Origin of the sequence: Aquimarina rubra (genome assembly GCF_042684305.1) — a bacterium.
In the GTDB taxonomy this organism is placed as follows: domain Bacteria; phylum Bacteroidota; class Bacteroidia; order Flavobacteriales; family Flavobacteriaceae; genus Aquimarina; species Aquimarina rubra.
The window spans coordinates 106,596-123,118 of record NZ_JBHULE010000022.1; the positions used below are offsets into that span (position 1 = coordinate 106,596).

General features: G+C 33.0%; 16 protein-coding genes. 12 read left to right on the forward strand and 4 right to left on the reverse strand.

All coding sequences use genetic code 11. From position 1 onward, the window contains the following. Nucleotides 1-34 precede the first annotated feature (34 nt). From ACFSR1_RS18920 to ACFSR1_RS18930, 3 genes are all read left to right on the forward strand, one after another. The gene (locus ACFSR1_RS18920; RefSeq protein ID WP_378294617.1) at nucleotides 35-2,056 is read left to right on the forward strand and encodes a DUF5060 domain-containing protein; all 2,022 of its coding nucleotides are present in this window, start codon (nucleotides 35-37) and stop codon (nucleotides 2,054-2,056) included. A gap of 63 nt (nucleotides 2,057-2,119) precedes the next feature. Then, on the forward strand, nucleotides 2,120-3,787 hold the full coding sequence (locus ACFSR1_RS18925) for a DUF4832 domain-containing protein (RefSeq protein WP_378294618.1): 1,668 nt from the start codon (nucleotides 2,120-2,122) through the stop codon (nucleotides 3,785-3,787). 84 nt (nucleotides 3,788-3,871) lie between these two features. Next, nucleotides 3,872-4,114 carry a CDGSH iron-sulfur domain-containing protein gene (locus ACFSR1_RS18930; RefSeq protein WP_378294619.1) on the forward strand — a complete coding sequence of 81 codons (243 nt, stop codon included), beginning with the start codon at nucleotides 3,872-3,874 and terminating at the stop codon, nucleotides 4,112-4,114. Between the two features lie 58 nt (nucleotides 4,115-4,172). On the opposite strand, the gene ACFSR1_RS18935 is transcribed toward ACFSR1_RS18930, so the two are convergent. Together ACFSR1_RS18935 and ACFSR1_RS18940 are read right to left on the reverse strand one after the other, a co-directional pair. Next, nucleotides 4,173-5,489, reverse strand: coding sequence for a serine hydrolase domain-containing protein (locus tag ACFSR1_RS18935; protein WP_378294620.1), 1,317 nt, complete (start codon nucleotides 5,487-5,489; stop codon nucleotides 4,173-4,175). Nucleotides 5,490-5,676: 187 nt separating this feature from the next. Further along, nucleotides 5,677-6,093: a MotA/TolQ/ExbB proton channel family protein gene (locus tag ACFSR1_RS18940; protein WP_378294621.1), complete on the reverse strand. Its 417-nt coding sequence runs from the start codon at nucleotides 6,091-6,093 to the stop codon at nucleotides 5,677-5,679. Nucleotides 6,094-6,296: 203 nt separating this feature from the next. Here ACFSR1_RS18940 and ACFSR1_RS18945 point away from each other — a divergent pair, with 203 nt between their 5' ends. From ACFSR1_RS18945 to ACFSR1_RS18955, 3 genes are all read left to right on the forward strand, one after another. Next, nucleotides 6,297-7,391, forward strand: coding sequence for a sensor histidine kinase (locus ACFSR1_RS18945; protein ID WP_378294622.1), 1,095 nt, complete (start codon nucleotides 6,297-6,299; stop codon nucleotides 7,389-7,391). Then, the gene (locus ACFSR1_RS18950) at nucleotides 7,381-8,091 is read left to right on the forward strand and encodes a LytR/AlgR family response regulator transcription factor (protein ID WP_378294623.1); all 711 of its coding nucleotides are present in this window, start codon (nucleotides 7,381-7,383) and stop codon (nucleotides 8,089-8,091) included. The genes ACFSR1_RS18945 and ACFSR1_RS18950 overlap by 11 nt, the downstream gene beginning before the upstream one ends. Before the next feature lie 128 nt (nucleotides 8,092-8,219). Beyond that, nucleotides 8,220-8,666, forward strand: a complete 447-nt coding sequence (locus tag ACFSR1_RS18955; protein ID WP_378294624.1) for a CHRD domain-containing protein — start codon at nucleotides 8,220-8,222, stop codon at nucleotides 8,664-8,666. 81 nt (nucleotides 8,667-8,747) lie between these two features. On the opposite strand, the gene lpdA is transcribed toward ACFSR1_RS18955, so the two are convergent. Then, nucleotides 8,748-10,154 carry a dihydrolipoyl dehydrogenase gene (gene lpdA, locus ACFSR1_RS18960; RefSeq protein ID WP_378294625.1) on the reverse strand — a complete coding sequence of 469 codons (1,407 nt, stop codon included), beginning with the start codon at nucleotides 10,152-10,154 and terminating at the stop codon, nucleotides 8,748-8,750. A 217-nt stretch (nucleotides 10,155-10,371) separates the two neighbouring features. Here lpdA and ACFSR1_RS18965 point away from each other — a divergent pair, with 217 nt between their 5' ends. Together ACFSR1_RS18965 and ACFSR1_RS18970 are read left to right on the forward strand one after the other, a co-directional pair. Then, entirely contained in the window at nucleotides 10,372-11,937 is a 1,566-nt protein-coding gene (locus tag ACFSR1_RS18965; RefSeq protein ID WP_378294626.1) for a hypothetical protein, read from the forward strand. A 5-nt stretch (nucleotides 11,938-11,942) separates the two neighbouring features. Further along, nucleotides 11,943-12,479, forward strand: coding sequence for a hypothetical protein (locus ACFSR1_RS18970; protein WP_378294627.1), 537 nt, complete (start codon nucleotides 11,943-11,945; stop codon nucleotides 12,477-12,479). An 11-nt stretch (nucleotides 12,480-12,490) separates the two neighbouring features. On the opposite strand, the gene ACFSR1_RS18975 is transcribed toward ACFSR1_RS18970, so the two are convergent. Then, on the reverse strand, nucleotides 12,491-13,408 hold the full coding sequence (locus ACFSR1_RS18975; protein WP_378294628.1) for a leucine-rich repeat domain-containing protein: 918 nt from the start codon (nucleotides 13,406-13,408) through the stop codon (nucleotides 12,491-12,493). 199 nt (nucleotides 13,409-13,607) lie between these two features. On the opposite strand from ACFSR1_RS18975, the gene ACFSR1_RS18980 reads away from it, so the two are divergent. Genes ACFSR1_RS18980 through lspA form a run of 4 tightly spaced genes read left to right on the forward strand, consistent with a single transcriptional unit; the run spans nucleotide 13,608 to nucleotide 16,423 of the window. Beyond that, complete coding sequence (locus ACFSR1_RS18980; protein ID WP_378294629.1) at nucleotides 13,608-14,144, forward strand: GNAT family N-acetyltransferase; 537 nt, start codon at nucleotides 13,608-13,610, stop codon at nucleotides 14,142-14,144. Between the two features lie 5 nt (nucleotides 14,145-14,149). Further along, a complete protein-coding gene (locus tag ACFSR1_RS18985) occupies nucleotides 14,150-15,307 on the forward strand; it encodes a serine hydrolase domain-containing protein (RefSeq protein WP_378294630.1) in 1,158 nt (385 codons plus the stop codon). Nucleotides 15,308-15,320: 13 nt separating this feature from the next. Further along, a complete protein-coding gene (locus ACFSR1_RS18990) occupies nucleotides 15,321-15,857 on the forward strand; it encodes a hypothetical protein (protein WP_378294631.1) in 537 nt (178 codons plus the stop codon). Nucleotides 15,858-15,904: 47 nt separating this feature from the next. Continuing rightward, nucleotides 15,905-16,423 carry a signal peptidase II gene (lspA, locus tag ACFSR1_RS18995; protein WP_378294632.1) on the forward strand — a complete coding sequence of 173 codons (519 nt, stop codon included), beginning with the start codon at nucleotides 15,905-15,907 and terminating at the stop codon, nucleotides 16,421-16,423. The last annotated feature ends 100 nt before the right edge of the window (nucleotides 16,424-16,523 follow it).

The window sequence follows — 16,523 nt, forward strand, 5'->3', positions numbered from 1 at the left end:
TAGTTTATAAACAGAATTTAAATCAAATCAAGTTATGAAAAATTATGTAATCCTATTTTTATTGTTATTTTCAGTTTTCATCAATGGACAAACTGTTACAGGCGAACTAAAAAAATGGCACAGAATTACCCTGTCTTTCGACGGCCCCACTGTTGACGAAGGCGATACCACAAATCCATTCAGAAATTACAGAATGAATGTGACCTTTACAGGTCCTTCTAATCAAGTATATGAAATCCCAGGTTTTTTTGCAGCTGATGGGAATGCAGCGAATACATCAGCAACTTCTGGTAATGTCTGGCGTGCACATTTTGCACCAGATGAAGAAGGACAATGGTCGTATACAGCATCTTTCAGGACAGGTACCGATATTGCCGTAAGTACTAACTCTTCAGATGGAACCCCTACTTCTTTTGATGGCACAACCGGAATGATTACCATTAATGCAACGGATAAAAGCGGTGTTGATAATAGAGCAAAAGGACGTTTGGCCTATATTAATCAGCGATATCTTAAATTTATGGAAACTGATACCTATTTTTTAAAAGCCGGAGCAGATTCACCAGAAAACTTTCTAGCCTATGATGATTTTGATGATACCAAACCTTCTAAATCTTGGTCTCCACATATCACGGATTGGTCTCAAAACGACCCTGTTTGGCAGAATGACAAAGGTAAAGGCATCATAGGAGCTGTAAACTACTTAGCTTCTAAGGGTATGAACGTATTTTCTTTTTTAACGATGAATGTTAATGGAGATGGAGATGATGTATGGCCTTGGACAGCCTCAGGTACAAGAGATCGATTTGATGTATCCAAACTAGCACAATGGGAAATACTTTTTGATCACGCTGATCAAAAAGGAATGTTTTTACATTTTAAAACCCAGGAAACAGAAAATGATCAACTATTGAATAATGGGGATTTAGGATTAGAAAGAAAATTATATTACAGAGAACTAATAGCCAGGTTCGGACATCATTTGGCATTAAACTGGAATCTGGGCGAAGAAAATGTTCAATCCGAACAACAACGTAAAGATATGGCGCAATACTTCTTTGATACAGATCCCTACAACCATCTTATTGTCATGCATACGGGTCTTGGTGGATACAATAATTATACTCCTCTATTAGGTAACAACTCTAAATTGACCGGTGCTTCCTTACAAACCCAAATAAACGATGTCCACAACGTTGTAAAAGATTGGGTGGAAAACTCTGAAAATGCAGGAAAACCGTGGTGTGTGGCAAGCGATGAAATCGGTCAATCTTCTATTGGTGTAGCTGCAGACAATGATTATACAGGTGATACTGGAAGTCAAAGTGACAACCGTGTAGAAGTAAGAGGAAAAACATTGTATGGAACATTGTTAGCAGGTGGTCACGGTGTAGAATATTACTTTGGTTATCAAACCGGTGAAACTGATTTATCTTGTGAAGATTTTAGAAGTAGGGCACATAAATGGGAAGATGCTAAAATTGCACTTGACTTTTTTCATATGTACATTCCTTTTTGGGATATGAGTAGTAGTGATGATTTAATATCCAATTCTAATGGCTATTGCTTTAGCAAAACAAATGATACTTATTTGATTTATTTACCTGCGAATCAAAACACGAATATTGATATAGGAAATACCAATGAAAACTATGAAGTTAAATGGTTTGATCCCCAAAATGGAGGAAATTTAGAAGATGGAAGTATCACATCGTTAAATGCCAATGGCTCTGTTTCTATAGGAAATCCGCCTAACTCACCGGATAAAGATTGGTTGGTACTGCTAAGAAACAATACAACTTTAGGCAACGAAGATTTTGTGTTAGACACTTTTAAAATGTATCCGAATCCAGCAAATTCTTCATTCACTATAGATGGTCTTAAAGAAGGTATATATGATCTAAAAGTAATTAATGCTACAGGGCAAATAATCCATGAAACAACAGTTTCTAGATCCAAAAACAAGATCTCAACTGCAACCTTGAGTACAGGTATATACTTTATAAAAGTATCAGATAATCAGAATGAAATTTCTAAAAAACTGATTATAAATTAATGGTAGTTTATCATAAAACACACACCTTATATTTTAAATATCAAATCTAAAACCTCATACCCAATGAAAAAGATTATTATACTATTGTTAGCCACCGTCATAATTCAATTCAAGAGTTTTGCACAAAACGAAGTTAATCACACCTATATCAAAACCGATGGTCCGGATAAAAATCCGTTAAAAGGCTGGAATTCTGGTTGGTGGGACAGCTATGATGTTGCATCGGTTGGATTCCAATATTTAAAATGGAAAGATTTTGAACCTACCAATGATAATTTTAATTACGATGCTGTAGAAGACGTCATCAATAGACCGGGATCTAAAGGAAGACATGTTATTTTAAGACTGTATGCTGACTGGTTTGGTTCAGAACAAACATCTGATGCAGGTCCAGCTTGGCTTTATAATGATCTAGGAGTAGCTAGGTTACAATACGGCGGTAAGTATATTACTGATTATAATAACAGTAATTACATAAGTCAAGCTATAGAAGCTATAGAAGCCTTGGCTACTCGTTATAATAATGATCCTAGAATATATGCAATTCAATTAGGTGTTTTAGGATATTGGGGAGAATGGCATACCTTTAGTTATGATGACCCTAATTTTGATATTTCTGAAACAGCCAAAACTCAGATAATCAGTGCCTATAAAAGCAACTTTTCTAATAAACAATTAATGGGTCGCTATCCTTGGCGAGATCCTTTATCTTCCATTGGTGGTATAGGGTTTCATAATGATTTTTTTGTTCCAAACAATGGACATAGCGATGAGTTTGATGATGCAATAGACCAAGGGAGCAAATGGCGTCAAGGACCTGTAGGAGGTGAAGTTCCTCCAATTGATGATAGTGAAGGGTTTATGACAGCACTATACGAAACCTCAACCGGAATGAGTATGATTGAGACCGGTCATTATTCTACAATGAAAGTTGGTAGTGATGAGCGGCCTTGTGCTAACGACCCTAATGGTTCGCGATGTTCTGGTTTTATGGCAATGCATCGCAAAATGGGATATAACTTCCAGATTGAATCTGCTTTATTTTCGGAAAGCTTAGACAATTCTGATAATCTATCTATAGACATAACTATTTCTAATATCGGTGTTGCACCAATTTATTATGATTGGAATATACAATTTGCTTTAATAGATCAAAACAATCAGCCAACGCGAATATTTGATACTACATATGATTTAACCTCTATTTTAGACAACACCTCACAAACCATTACTTTATCTAGCCCGTTAAATGTATCCATTGGCGATTACCGATTAGCAGTACGATTTATTCAACCTGGTGCTGATACCCCAAAAAATGAACCTTGGGGATTAGATGCCAGAAACACCTATATTCTCTTTTCTAATGAAATGGCCGTCATCGATGGACAATGGGATGCAAATAATGCTTTAGTAGGTGGATGGTCTATTTTAGGTGATGTTACAGTTCAGGATGCAACCTTGGGAATAGACGACTACAATCCACTAAACAATCTGGTATCTATTTACCCTAATCCATCTAATAAAGACATTACCATATTAAATAAGAGTGATATCGGTTTAACGAAAGTACGATTCGTTGATATGATGGGTCGAGTAATTCAAAAAAACGATATAGAAAATTTGAGAAATAATACACAAACATTGGATATTTCTCATCTATCTGCAGGAATATACAATCTTATTCTGGATTCTGATGCTGGTAAAGTTCAAAAACGATTAGTAAAACAATGAAGTATTTGAATGCAATCAAATCAAAATTTAGACTAATTCTTAACGCTAGATTCAATATTTTTAGAAGTGTAAAAATATAAATCTATGAAAGAAAACAATATAAGAGGTGGAGATGCTCCAATCCCTTGTCAACTAGAAGCTGATAAAAACTACGCCTGGTGTAGTTGTGGTCATAGTGCGGATCAACCGTTTTGTAATGGCACCCATAAAAAAGAAAAAGCAACGAATCCTATTATTTTTAGTGTGGATGAAGCTAAAGAAGCTTATTTATGCACCTGCAAACAAACTAACAATCCGCCCTATTGTGACGGCTCACATAAGAATTAATTAAGCCTCTCTATTTTTAAAGATAGACATATAAAATAGAGAGGTTTACAACTATAGCTTATTTCTTTCTAAAATCTACCTTGTTTCCGTTTAGTTCTAAAATCATTTTATTTTCAGCAGGGAGAAAATTTAACGTTGCACCAGCTTTATCGGATTTAAATCCATCTTTTACGTAGCAAACCAATGGAAACGTAGGCCCATCTTTGGCATCTACAATTAAAACTGTATCTTCTTTTGTAATCGTTATCTGAAAAGGAAATGACTGACTAGTATAAACTCCTAAATACACATCTAACTCTTCTGTTTTTAGCTTTAATGGTTCTTTAAACTCAGGAAGTTGATAGTCTTTATCATAGTAACTCTTTAAAACATTGACAACAAGGTCATTTGGAGACATAACTATTCCATTACCTAAATATGAAATTGATAAGCTTTCATCCGGTAAATACAAAGTAAGTGATTGAAACCCATCAATACCCCCATTATGGCCGTATGCCTTTTTATCAAAAAAGGTTTCTCCTCCTAACCCAATTCCCATTCCACTAGAAGTATCCATCATTTTTTCTAAGGAAGCTTTAGATACCAATTTTCCAGAAAATAAGTTCTCATAAAAAATATTTAATTCTGAAGGAGTAGACACTATAGCACCAGCACCAACTGGAACACTCATATGTGTTTCATTTTTTATTAATTGCCAATTAGAATCTTCCATAACATAGGATAATGCTTCATTTTTTCTTGAATTAATTTTTCCTCCATAGGCAGTTCTTTTTAATCTTAAAGGCTTTATAATTCTTGATTCTAGAATTTCGGCATAGGTTTTACCTTCAATCTCTTCTGCGATATAGGAAAGTAATAAATAGTTGGTATTAGAATATGCTGTTTTCTCATCCGGTTGAAAATCGACATCTCTTCTTACCAGCCTATCTATCATTTGTTCCCTAGTGTTTGAAACCAACATCCATTTCATAAAATCCTCATCTTCGGTTAGATTAAATAAACCACTACGATGTCTTAATAGATGTTCTATGGTAATTTTACCTGCATTAAGTACTTGAGGAAAATATTCGCTTAATAGCGTATCCAGACTTAATTTATTTTCATCCACCAACTGCATAATCAAGGTCGCTGTAAAAGTCTTAGTTATTGAACCAATTCTATATCTAGTATTTTGGTTCGATTCTATTTTGTTTTTTATATCGGCATATCCAATGGAGTTATGGTATACTTCATTTCCATTCTGAAATATAGAAATACTTCCCATCCCTTTATTGTTTTCTTTAATAAGGTTAAACAAGCTGTCAATTTTTGCTTTATTAAATGTCTGTGCTTGTATTGTAGTCCCTATCAAAAGAGCTATTATTACTTTTTTCATCTTTATATTTTTAGTGAAATTTTTTATACGAAAAGCAGGAAACCATCTCATAATCTCCATACGGAATTCATCAATTCCTATCACCTCGTTTTAAAAGGTTTTCCAAAATGAAGTCTAGGAATATAAGTTGATTTTATTCACCAACTGTATTAGTGAAATTTGAATAAACAAAAAGTACAAAGAATTACTATATTTCTTCTTTCTGAATCCATGTAAAAACAATAGAAGCTACTCTGGAAATTATAAACACACAAAAACCAAAAATTGGTGGAAGCGCTGAAACCTTTAGACCTCCAGCAAACATGGCGGTTGATATGTCTCCTACCGCTTCTACCTGATCAAACATTCCAACAATACCTATTAGCTGGCCTAACATTCCCCAAACCAATGTCAAAAGACCAACAGAATTCAATAGTTTAATATTCTTATCTAACTGAGATTTGTCTTTTTTCAGGACTATTACAGCTCGTACGATCAGAAACAAAACCAGTAAAAGCATCATTAAAATAGGAAACATAAAGAACATTCCCCCTTCTTCCAATCTTTGAAAAAACTGCATAAAAAGTAAAGGTTGTCGTAATGGAATCATAGTTAGTGATATCATAATTTATTATTTTTTGAATTAAACTTATTCAAAAGTAATTTCTACTATTTCGGTATTATTTTTTTTTCGTTCACCTACTAAATACACAATGCTTTTAACCAAATCTATACGGTTTATGGAAATATAGATCCAATATTGCTAAAAAGAGTTCTAATCCTGTTATTCATCCAAAAATAAGGTTTGAAAAATAAAAAATACGGATATTGTACGCTAATATGATTGGAAGAGATTTTATTCTTAAAAAAGTTGCCGCACTCATACTACATACAATCTTTTGGGTAGTAGTTTTGTTCGGTTACACCTATTTTTTCGGTTATAATACTGAAAATATTAATTATGTTTTTTCCTTCTCTTTGTTTCTTATGCCTGTTACTATAGGTACAACGTACACAGTAACAGACATCCTAATTCCAAAATATTTAATCAAAGAAAAATACCTGCTCTTTATACTCTATTGTGTATACACGGTAATTGTTTCGGCGTTCTTCATTGTTATTTCATTTTTTTATGGCCTCATATTTTTATCTTCTCTTAAGTATGAAGGAATGGCTCCTATGACACGAAGTCCCTTTTTTCTATTTATTGCGGTTTATTTTGTTGTTTTTATCGCAAGTGCATTAAACCTGGCTCAGCATAACTATAAATCGACAACAGCAAACCAAGAACTAAAAAATAAAGTTTTAGAAGCTCAATTAAAACTCAAAGAACAAGAATTAAATTATCTAAAAATGCAGATACACCCTCATTTCTTATTTAATACCTTAAATACTTTGTATGGCTTTGCATTAAAAAAGTCTGAAGACACTCCTGAGATGATTCTAAAACTATCCAATCTTTTGGATTATCTTTTATATCAATCCGATAAACCACTGGTTTCATTACAAGAAGAAATAAATCATATCAAGGATTATGTAGCTCTAGAAAAAATGCGTTTTAGTGATGTTTTGGACATTTCACTGCACTTTGAAGGTGTGAATAACAACATCGAAGTAGCTCCTATGCTATTAATTCCTTTTGTAGAAAATAGTTTTAAACATGGCCAGATTGTTGATCAAAAATTATCTATAGACATCCGTTTACAGTGTACTGAAAACCAACTCCATTTTACAATAAAAAATTCAGTTCACCACATGATATCTCAGTCAGCAGATAACAATGGTATTGGATTAAGTAATATCAAAAAAAGACTGTCTTTAGTATATAAAGAGGATTACGATCTTAAAATTTCAAATAATACTCATTGGCATATTGTAGAGTTAACACTCAAAAATTTAAAAACACCTACTTATGAACACTAAAATATCGTGCATTATAGTAGATGATGAACCTACGGCAAGAGATATCATTGCAGAGCACTTGTCAAAGATTGATCGTATCGATGTTATAGCCAGATGTAGTAATGCTCTGGAAGCTTTTAACTGTATCAATTCTCAACAAATAGATTTGATATTTTTGGACATCAATATGCCTGAAATATCTGGAATTTCATTCGCCAAATCAATCAATAAAGAAATCAAAATAATTTTTACTACCGCATACAGAGAATATGCCATAGATGGATTTGATCTACACGCGGTAGATTATTTACTAAAACCTATTTCTTTTGAGCGTCTTCTGAACGCCGTAAATAATTACTTCGAAATACACCATAAAGTCCTACCTGCAAAAGCTGAAGAAATAAAATCAAACGATTTCATCTTCGTTAGATCCGACAGAAGAATGAAAAAAGTAGATTTTTCAGAAATAATTTATGTAGAAAGTTATAATGATTACCTCAAAATTCATTGCAATACTGAAACTATTGTAACAAGAGAAACCATTAGTAATATCGAGGCTAAATTACCTGTTCAGCAATTTATGAGGACACATCGCTCATTTATAATTTCTATTAAAAAAATAGATTCTTTTTCTAATGAAGAACTGGTGCTGAACAACAAATCTATTCCTATTAGTAGAAATTACAAAACAGAAGTTCTCAGTAGATTAGAAAACATGTAGTCTATATCTGAATGATTGACACTAAAGCATTAACTAAATTTTATGATTTAAAGACGCAACTTCTCTTACATATTTGTATCTTAAACTATATTAAACAAATTAATATTCACTTTTAAAACTAATCAATTATGAAAAAAACACTGTTATTTTTACTGATCGCTCCTTTTTTATTTACTAATTGTAGCGACGACGACGACGCAGTAGCCGAAGTATCAACTACCTACACCTTAAATGCTATTAGCGATTCTGGTGTGTCTGGTACTGCCAAATTCACAAAAGTAAATAATACAACTACTCGCATTGACGTAACTCTTACAGGTACTCCGGCAGGTGGCGATCACCCAATGCACATCCATATGAATGATGCTGCTACTGGTGGTGGAATTGCTGTTACCCTTGAGAATGTCAATGGGGATACAGGATTAAGCACTACCATGGTGATGGCTCTTGATGATGATACAGCCATTACATATGAAGGTTTAATCGCGTATAATGGTTATATCAATGTACATTTAAGTCCAACTGAACTAGCAACGATTGTTGCTCAAGGTAATATCGGAAGTAACGCTCCGTAAGGATAAACTTCATAAAAAATAAAATAGCGAATTGTTTAATACAGTTCGCTATTTTACTTTATAGTTAATTTTATTTAAAAACTACACGTGTAGTGCTCTATTATCTGTAGCCGCTAATGCAGCTTCTTTGATTGCTTCAGTAAAGGTCGGATGCGCATGAGACATTCTACTGATATCTTCTGCAGACGCCCTAAACTCCATGGCAGTTACAGCTTCGGCAATTAAATCAGCACAACGAGCCCCAATCATATGAACTCCCAATACCTCATCAGTATTTTCATCAGCTAATATTTTCACAAAACCATCTAAGTCTGCGCTGGCTCTGGATCTACCCAATGCTCTAAACGGAAACTGTCCAGATTTATATTTAATTCCTGCTTCTTTCAATTCTTCCTCTGTTTTACCAACTGCAGCAACTTCTGGCCAAGTATATACTACACCCGGAATTAAATTATAATCAATGTGTGGCTTTTGCCCTGCTAATATTTCTGCTACAAAAACACCTTCTTCTTCAGCTTTATGAGCTAACATAGCTCCTTTAACCACATCTCCTATTGCATATATATTACCAACAGAAGTTTGTAAATGATCGTTTACTTCTACCTGTCCTCTATCTGTAAGTTTTACTCCTGCGGCTTCAGCATTTAATCCATCTGTATACGGACGACGACCTACAGAAACTAAACAGTAATCTCCTTTAAACTCTACCGGGTTTCCTTTTTTATCATCTGCAGTAACAGTTACTTGCTTTGCCGTTGCTTTTACAGCCGTAACTTTATGAGATGTATAAAACTTCACCCCTTGTTTTTTCATTACTTTCTGTAACTCTCTGGATAGTGCTTTATCCATTCCAGGAATAATTCTATCCATAAACTCTACTACAGAAACCTCAGCACCCAAACGACGGTATACTTGTCCTAATTCTAATCCGATAACACCACCACCTATAATAACCATATGTTTAGGTATTTCTTTTAGCTTTAACGCCTCAGTAGAAGTAATCACTCTTTTTTTATCTATAGTAATAAAAGGCAGTGAAGATGGTTTAGATCCGGTAGCTATAATGGTATTTTTTGCTTCGATAGTTTCTGTACTACCATCATTCTTAGTTACATTGATATGCGTAGCATCTTTAAAAGATCCAATTCCTTCGAACACATCAATTTTGTTCTTTTTCATCAGAAAACTAACTCCATCACAGGTTTGATCAACCACTGTTTGTTTACGAGCAATCATTTTTTCGAGATTAATCTTTACATCTCCGGGAATTTCGATTCCGTGATCCGAAAAATGTTTTACGGCGTGCTCGTAGTGATGAGAAGAATCTAATAAAGCTTTACTAGGTATACACCCAACGTTAAGACAAGTTCCACCAAGTGTTGAATATTTTTCTATAATTGCAGTTTTCATTCCTAGTTGTGCGCAACGAATAGCTGCTACGTATCCTCCAGGACCAGAGCCTATTACGGCTACATCATATGTACTCATAAGAGATTGTTATGTTGGCATATTAATTTAGAAGAACAAATGTACAAATGTTTTGCTTCTTACAGAAGGGATGCTGTTGTCAAATTTTTATTAAAAAAGCAATATTAGTACTGATTAAAAAGTTATACATTTAGTCCATTCATATACTTTCTAAAAAAGATGCTATTCTTTTGTAAAAAGTATTGGTTATATATTTACTAAACATAGCAACTAAATAATGCGTTATTTATCCTCTCTTGTCCTACTTGCAGTTATAGTTTTATGGAGTTCGTGCCGTAAAGATTTTGAAGCAGATCCTAGTACCGGTAATTTACAATTCTCTACGGATACTTTGTTTTTAGATACTATTTTTACAAATATTGGTTCCAGCACCTATAGTTTTAAAGTGTATAATCGCACAGATAATGATCTGAATATACCCTCCATAGCTTTGGAGAGAGGAGAAAATTCTAATTATCGATTAAATGTAGATGGAATTCCCGGTAAATCGTTTGAAAACATACAGGTACTTGCCAAAGACAGTATTTTTGTTTTTGTAGAAACTACCACTGATATTACCCAACAAACCGGTGACTTAGAATTTTTATATACAGATCGTGTCCTTTTTGATCCTAGCGGAAGCCAACAGGATGTGGATTTAGTAACACTGGTTAAAGATGCTGTGTTTTTATTTCCATCCAGAGATGATGAGGGAATGGTAGAAACCCTACTTCTCGGAGTGGATGATAATATGGAAGAAATTCGAGTTGAAGGATTTTTCTTAGAAGATGATGAACTTACGTTCACCGCAGAAAAACCCTATGTTATCTATGGATTTGCGGCTATTCCGCCGGACAGAACATTAACTATCGAAGCCGGTGCACGAATACATTTTCATGATGGATCAGGAATTATCGCCGCTAATAATGCTACTTTATTAGTGAATGGAGAAATTAGTACAGATCCAGAAGCCCTCGAAAATGAAGTAATTTTTGAAAGTGATCGATTAGAGCCTGGATTTAGCGATATTCCCGGTCAATGGGGATTGATTTGGCTTACGGCTGGTAGTACAGGTCATATGATCAATCATGCTACTATAAAAAATGCTGCTGTAGGTATATTAATGGACTCCAATGATGGAGGAACGGATCCAACACTTACCATTACCAATTCTCAAATTTATAATACTTCTGCTTATGGCATATTAGCACGGACTGCTAATATTTTGGGAGAAAACGTGGTGATAAACAATGCGGGAATATCATCCTTGTACGCTTCTTTTGGGGGAACCTACAATTTTAATCATTGCACGTTTGGCAATTACTGGAATACTAGTTTTAGAGAAACTCCATCAGTCGCTATTGATAATCTTTTTGTTGTTAGAGATGAAGGTGGAAATGTTACAGAAATTCTTGCTACTGACTTGTTAGAAGCTAATTTTACGAATTGTATTATTTATGGAAACGAAAATCTTGAACTGGGAATTAATAAGGTTGAAGGAACTATTTTTAATTATAACTTCCAGAACAGTTTGATACGTTTTAATGACTTTAATGATCAGTTCGCAGATAATGAATTATACGATTTTACAAATACCAGTTTATACGAAAATGTCATTCTTAACGAAGATCCGGATTTCAAAGCTCCTTTTGATAATATGCTAAATATTGGAGAAGATTCTGCCGCAAATGGGCAAGCCACTACTCCAACATCCGGAAATGATATTTTAGGAACACCCAGAAATGCTACAGCCCCTGATATCGGAGCATATGAAAGTGTGACTTTTGAGGTGGATGGGAATTAGTCAACATGGATAATACTCAACATTGCCTACTTTGCGATCATAGAACTCAAAGTTTACAATCTGGGATTGTTTGCGGTATTACGAACCAGAAGCCTGATTTCATCCAAAAGTGTGGTCTTATAAAGCTTGAAGGACAGCTAAAACATAGAATAGAAGAAGTAAATATTAATTATAAAAAAGTCCTTCAAAAAAAACCTGATACCATTTTTCATTTTTGTCTTTTTACAATTATTGGTCTTATTGTCTTAGCTTTTGGATTCTTTTTAGGTTTTTACATTGTAAAAGGTGGTGGACTTTCTGTAGGACCGATTATAATTATTGCTCTAGGACTTGGAATTTTAGGATATGCTGCAGCTCCATTAAATTACTATCGAAGAGAAACAAACAACGTTAAACTTCTTAAAAAAAGAACAGATATTTTAGTTGATTTATATGGTTTGCAATATGAAATTGATATTAAAATTATAGAGAAAAAACATCATGAAATAGAGGTTAAGAAACATTTAAAAATATCTAAAAAGAATTCCATATTCTTGAAATAATATAAATGCTATTAGAATATCACCTTTGTATTTGGTAATTGTGTCTGAATTCGCTGTTGTTCTTTTTCTCTAAAATTATTATTACTTAATTCTAAAACTTTAAGGTCGAAAAAACCGTCTAAGTTATTAGGTAAATATTCCCAATTATTATCCCTTAACAATAAAACTTTTAGATTAGGTAAAGATTTCAAATTCGACACTAATTTTTGAATGGAAAGATTTGGATTATTGTCCAGCATCAAACCTTCAAGATTTTTTAAAGAACTTAAATTTTCCGGAATCATCTTAAAATCATTGTCAGATAATGCGAGAATTTTAAGGGATTTAATTTGCGATAAAATATCGAACGCTTGTTTCAAATCAAGTTCGGGATTATTTTTTAAATGTAATTCTTGCAGTTTATTGAGATCTGATAAAGAAACTGGAATTTCTTTCAAATTGTTACCACTTAAATATAAAAAATCTAAATTCTTAATCTCTGATAAAACACTACTAGCTTGTATAAAATGAAGCGCTGGATTTTCTGATAAATCCAGTTCTCTTAAATTGGACATTTCGACCAATACCTCTGGTAAAACTCTAAATTTATTTCCTCTCAGATTAAGCACTGATAGTTTATCCAATTGATTAAATTCTGAAGGCAGGTAATTAATATTATTATATTTTAAATTAAGAAGTGTAAGCTTCGAAAACTCTGTGATCACATTTGGAATCTCATTTATTTTACAATTTGTTAAATAAAGAGATTCTAGATTTGATAGTTTTTTTATTTCAAAAGGAAAGCTTTCGAATTCTTCACAATTAGGGTCAAACCATTTTACTTTATCAGAAACCTTCATTGCTTCAGAAAGAGAAGTATATCTTTTATTTTGAGTATATCCTACAAATTGAAATATTGAAAATAGAATAACTAGTATGATTTTTTTCATCTTTCTATAATTAGATTATTAAGTATTAATATACAACCGAAAAAGTATACTCTGATCCAAATCAATTTTTTTTTAAAGGAATGAATAGGTTCTCCTTATTAAAAAATAGTCTGTTTTTTGGTATTATCAAATATAATCTCTTTTCTTTCCGATTGTTCAAATTATTTTTACCTTCATTATCAAATATATTTAAACAAATATGAATCAATACCTATTTCAATCTGAAAGACTTGGCTTTCGTAACTGGACATTAGATGATCTTGATCCATTAGCCGAAATGAACAACGATGATGATGTTATGGAGTTTTTTCCCTTTAAACCTACAAGAGAGGACACTAAAAAGCTTATCCTAAGAATGCAGGAGCAATTTGCAAAAAATGGATTCTGTTATTTTGCGGTAGATCTTTTAGCTTCAAAAGAATTTATCGGATTTATTGGTCTCTGTGAACAGACCTATCTAGAGGATCAACCATCATTTGTAGACATAGGTTGGCGATTAAAAAAAAGCGTTTGGAATAAAGGATATGCGACTGAAGGTGCAAAAATATGTTTAGATTTTGGTTTTAATACAATCGGTTTAGACACCATCTATTCTGTAGCTTCGGAAATTAATCTAAAATCCATTGCTGTAATGAAGAAAATCGGAATGGAAAGAATCAAAACTTTTAAACACCCCAAACTACTGAATGACAAAAGATTAGTACATTGTGCTTTATATCGATCTACTAAAAATTAATAGTAATGCATCACAAAAACAGATTATCACTCGTTATCATTGCTTGTTTAGGTGTTATACTTCAATCTTGCGGGCAACAAAACACAAAACTTAAAAAGACGGTAGCTACAGAATTAGATGCTATTTTTTCTAAGGAATTTCCTTTAGATCAGCCTGGAGCAGCCGTATTGTTAATGAAAGGAGATACTACGCTTTTTGAAAAAGGATATGGTATTTCGGATATTGAAACCAAAGAAAAGATAACACCTACCACCGTTTTTAATACCGGATCCATTTCAAAAACCTTTGTTTCTAATGGAATATTAATACTTCAAGAAAAAGGACTACTATCGGTTGAAGATAGTATTTATAAGTATTTTCAGGATTTTGACACTCCCGAAATTGCTCAAAAAGTCAAAATAAAACATTTACTTTCTCATACATCAGGCTTGCCGGATTTACGAAATGTTCGTGAAAACTATGAGTTTTATATAACTGCCAAAGACACTGCCAATTTTGAGCCTATAAAACGTGCCGATTCTTTACTGTTTGAACCTGGCGAAAAATTCATGTATTCCAACCCTTCCTATAATGGATTAGCATTAATTATTGAGCAAGTAGCCAAACAAAAATGGCAACAATTCATTATCAATAATATTTTTATTCCATCTGGAATGAGTACTAGTAAGATTACAGATGGAGATCATCCAAAAGAAGGAGTAGCTCACGCATATTATAAAGATACTAAAGGTAATTTTCAAGAATATGATTATGGTGAAGTACCCACTTTTGCCGCATCAGGAAATGGTGGCATATGGAGTTCTGTAAGAGAATTAGCCAAATATGAAATCGCCTTAAGAGAAAACACTTTCCTTTCTGGAAAAACAATAGAAAAATCCAGAACAGTTTTTAGTCCAAATAACTGGAAAGATACGATTACACCTAATGTTGGGTATAGTTGGTTTCTGGGAACTGACAGAATCTCTAGTGCTAATTTAGAAAAAGAATATGCTACCAAAATAGTTTCACACACAGGTTCGCAAGGAGGTTTTAGAGCTTTCTTCATTTCATTTCCGGAAAAAGGGATTACTTATATCATGTTAGCCAATCGACCTGTAGATAGTTTTAGTAATATTATAAAAGACAGTTTTACCATATTTCATAAACATGGTTTAATCGAATGAAAAATTCAATATTATGTCAAGAATCAAATATATAGCTGTTTCCTTTGTCTTTTTACTTCTTTCTTGGGATTCCTATTCACAAGAGGAACAACTCCATCAAAAAATCAATCAGGATATGTACGGTAAGTTCTCTGAAGCTTTCCAGAAGTTAGACTTTTCCCTATTTGAATCTATCCATAGTAAAGAAATGATCAGGATATCAGGTAATGGTGGAGAAATAAAGAATGTAAAAGCATACCTAAAAGGATATAAAAAAAGATGGGGTGATCCTAAAACAAAACCCTCTCCTATTAGTTTTAGATTGTTTGAGAGAATAACTTCGGATTCATTGGTGTCTGATCGAGGTATTTATAGAGGCACCTATAAAAACGATAAAGATGAAACAAAACACTTTTACGGACAGTTTCACTTATTGTTACAACTTGAAAACGATTTTTGGAAAATTCTTATAGATTATGATTCTGATGAGAATAATACAATAAATCAAGCGTCCTATGAGAATGCTTTTGCTCTTACGGATTATAAAAAATATTGGAAACGTAAGCAATGATGACTTTTACTGCTACATTTGAAGAATTCTATCGTTAATTAGATTGTATGAAGAAAATAACCGGAAAAATTAGAGTACTATCTATCCTTTCCTTAGTATTACTTAATATTGGATGTGATCAGATTTCTAAAAATGTTGTAAGGAATACAATTGAAAAAAATGAACGAATTGAAGTATTCGAAAATAATTTTGTATTGACCAAAGTAGAAAACAGCGGTGCTGCTTATAGTTTAGGTTCTGATCTGGCACCACTGTTAAAAATTATTCTCTTGCAGGTATTACCAATTATTGTTTTGTTATTCTTGTTAAGGCTTATTCTTATCAATACTAAATATTCTAAAGAAACTGTACTAGGCTTTACCTTTATTATTGGTGGTGGTATTGGAAATCTTTACGATCGTATTGTACACGGTTCTGTTACTGATTTTATGATTATGGATTTGGGTATCATCAAAACCGAAATATTTAATATGGCAGATGTTTCTATTATGATCGGATCTTTTATCATCCTGATCACTGCTCTTTTTAATAGTAAAGGATCATTTTTTAAAGAAGTGAACGCATAATGAAATGGAGTAAAATAATAGTGCTCTAAAATACTACTAAAGAACTTGTTACAACCGTTTTGGTAAATCAGGTCTTTCTGCAATTTAAATTTTATCAGGA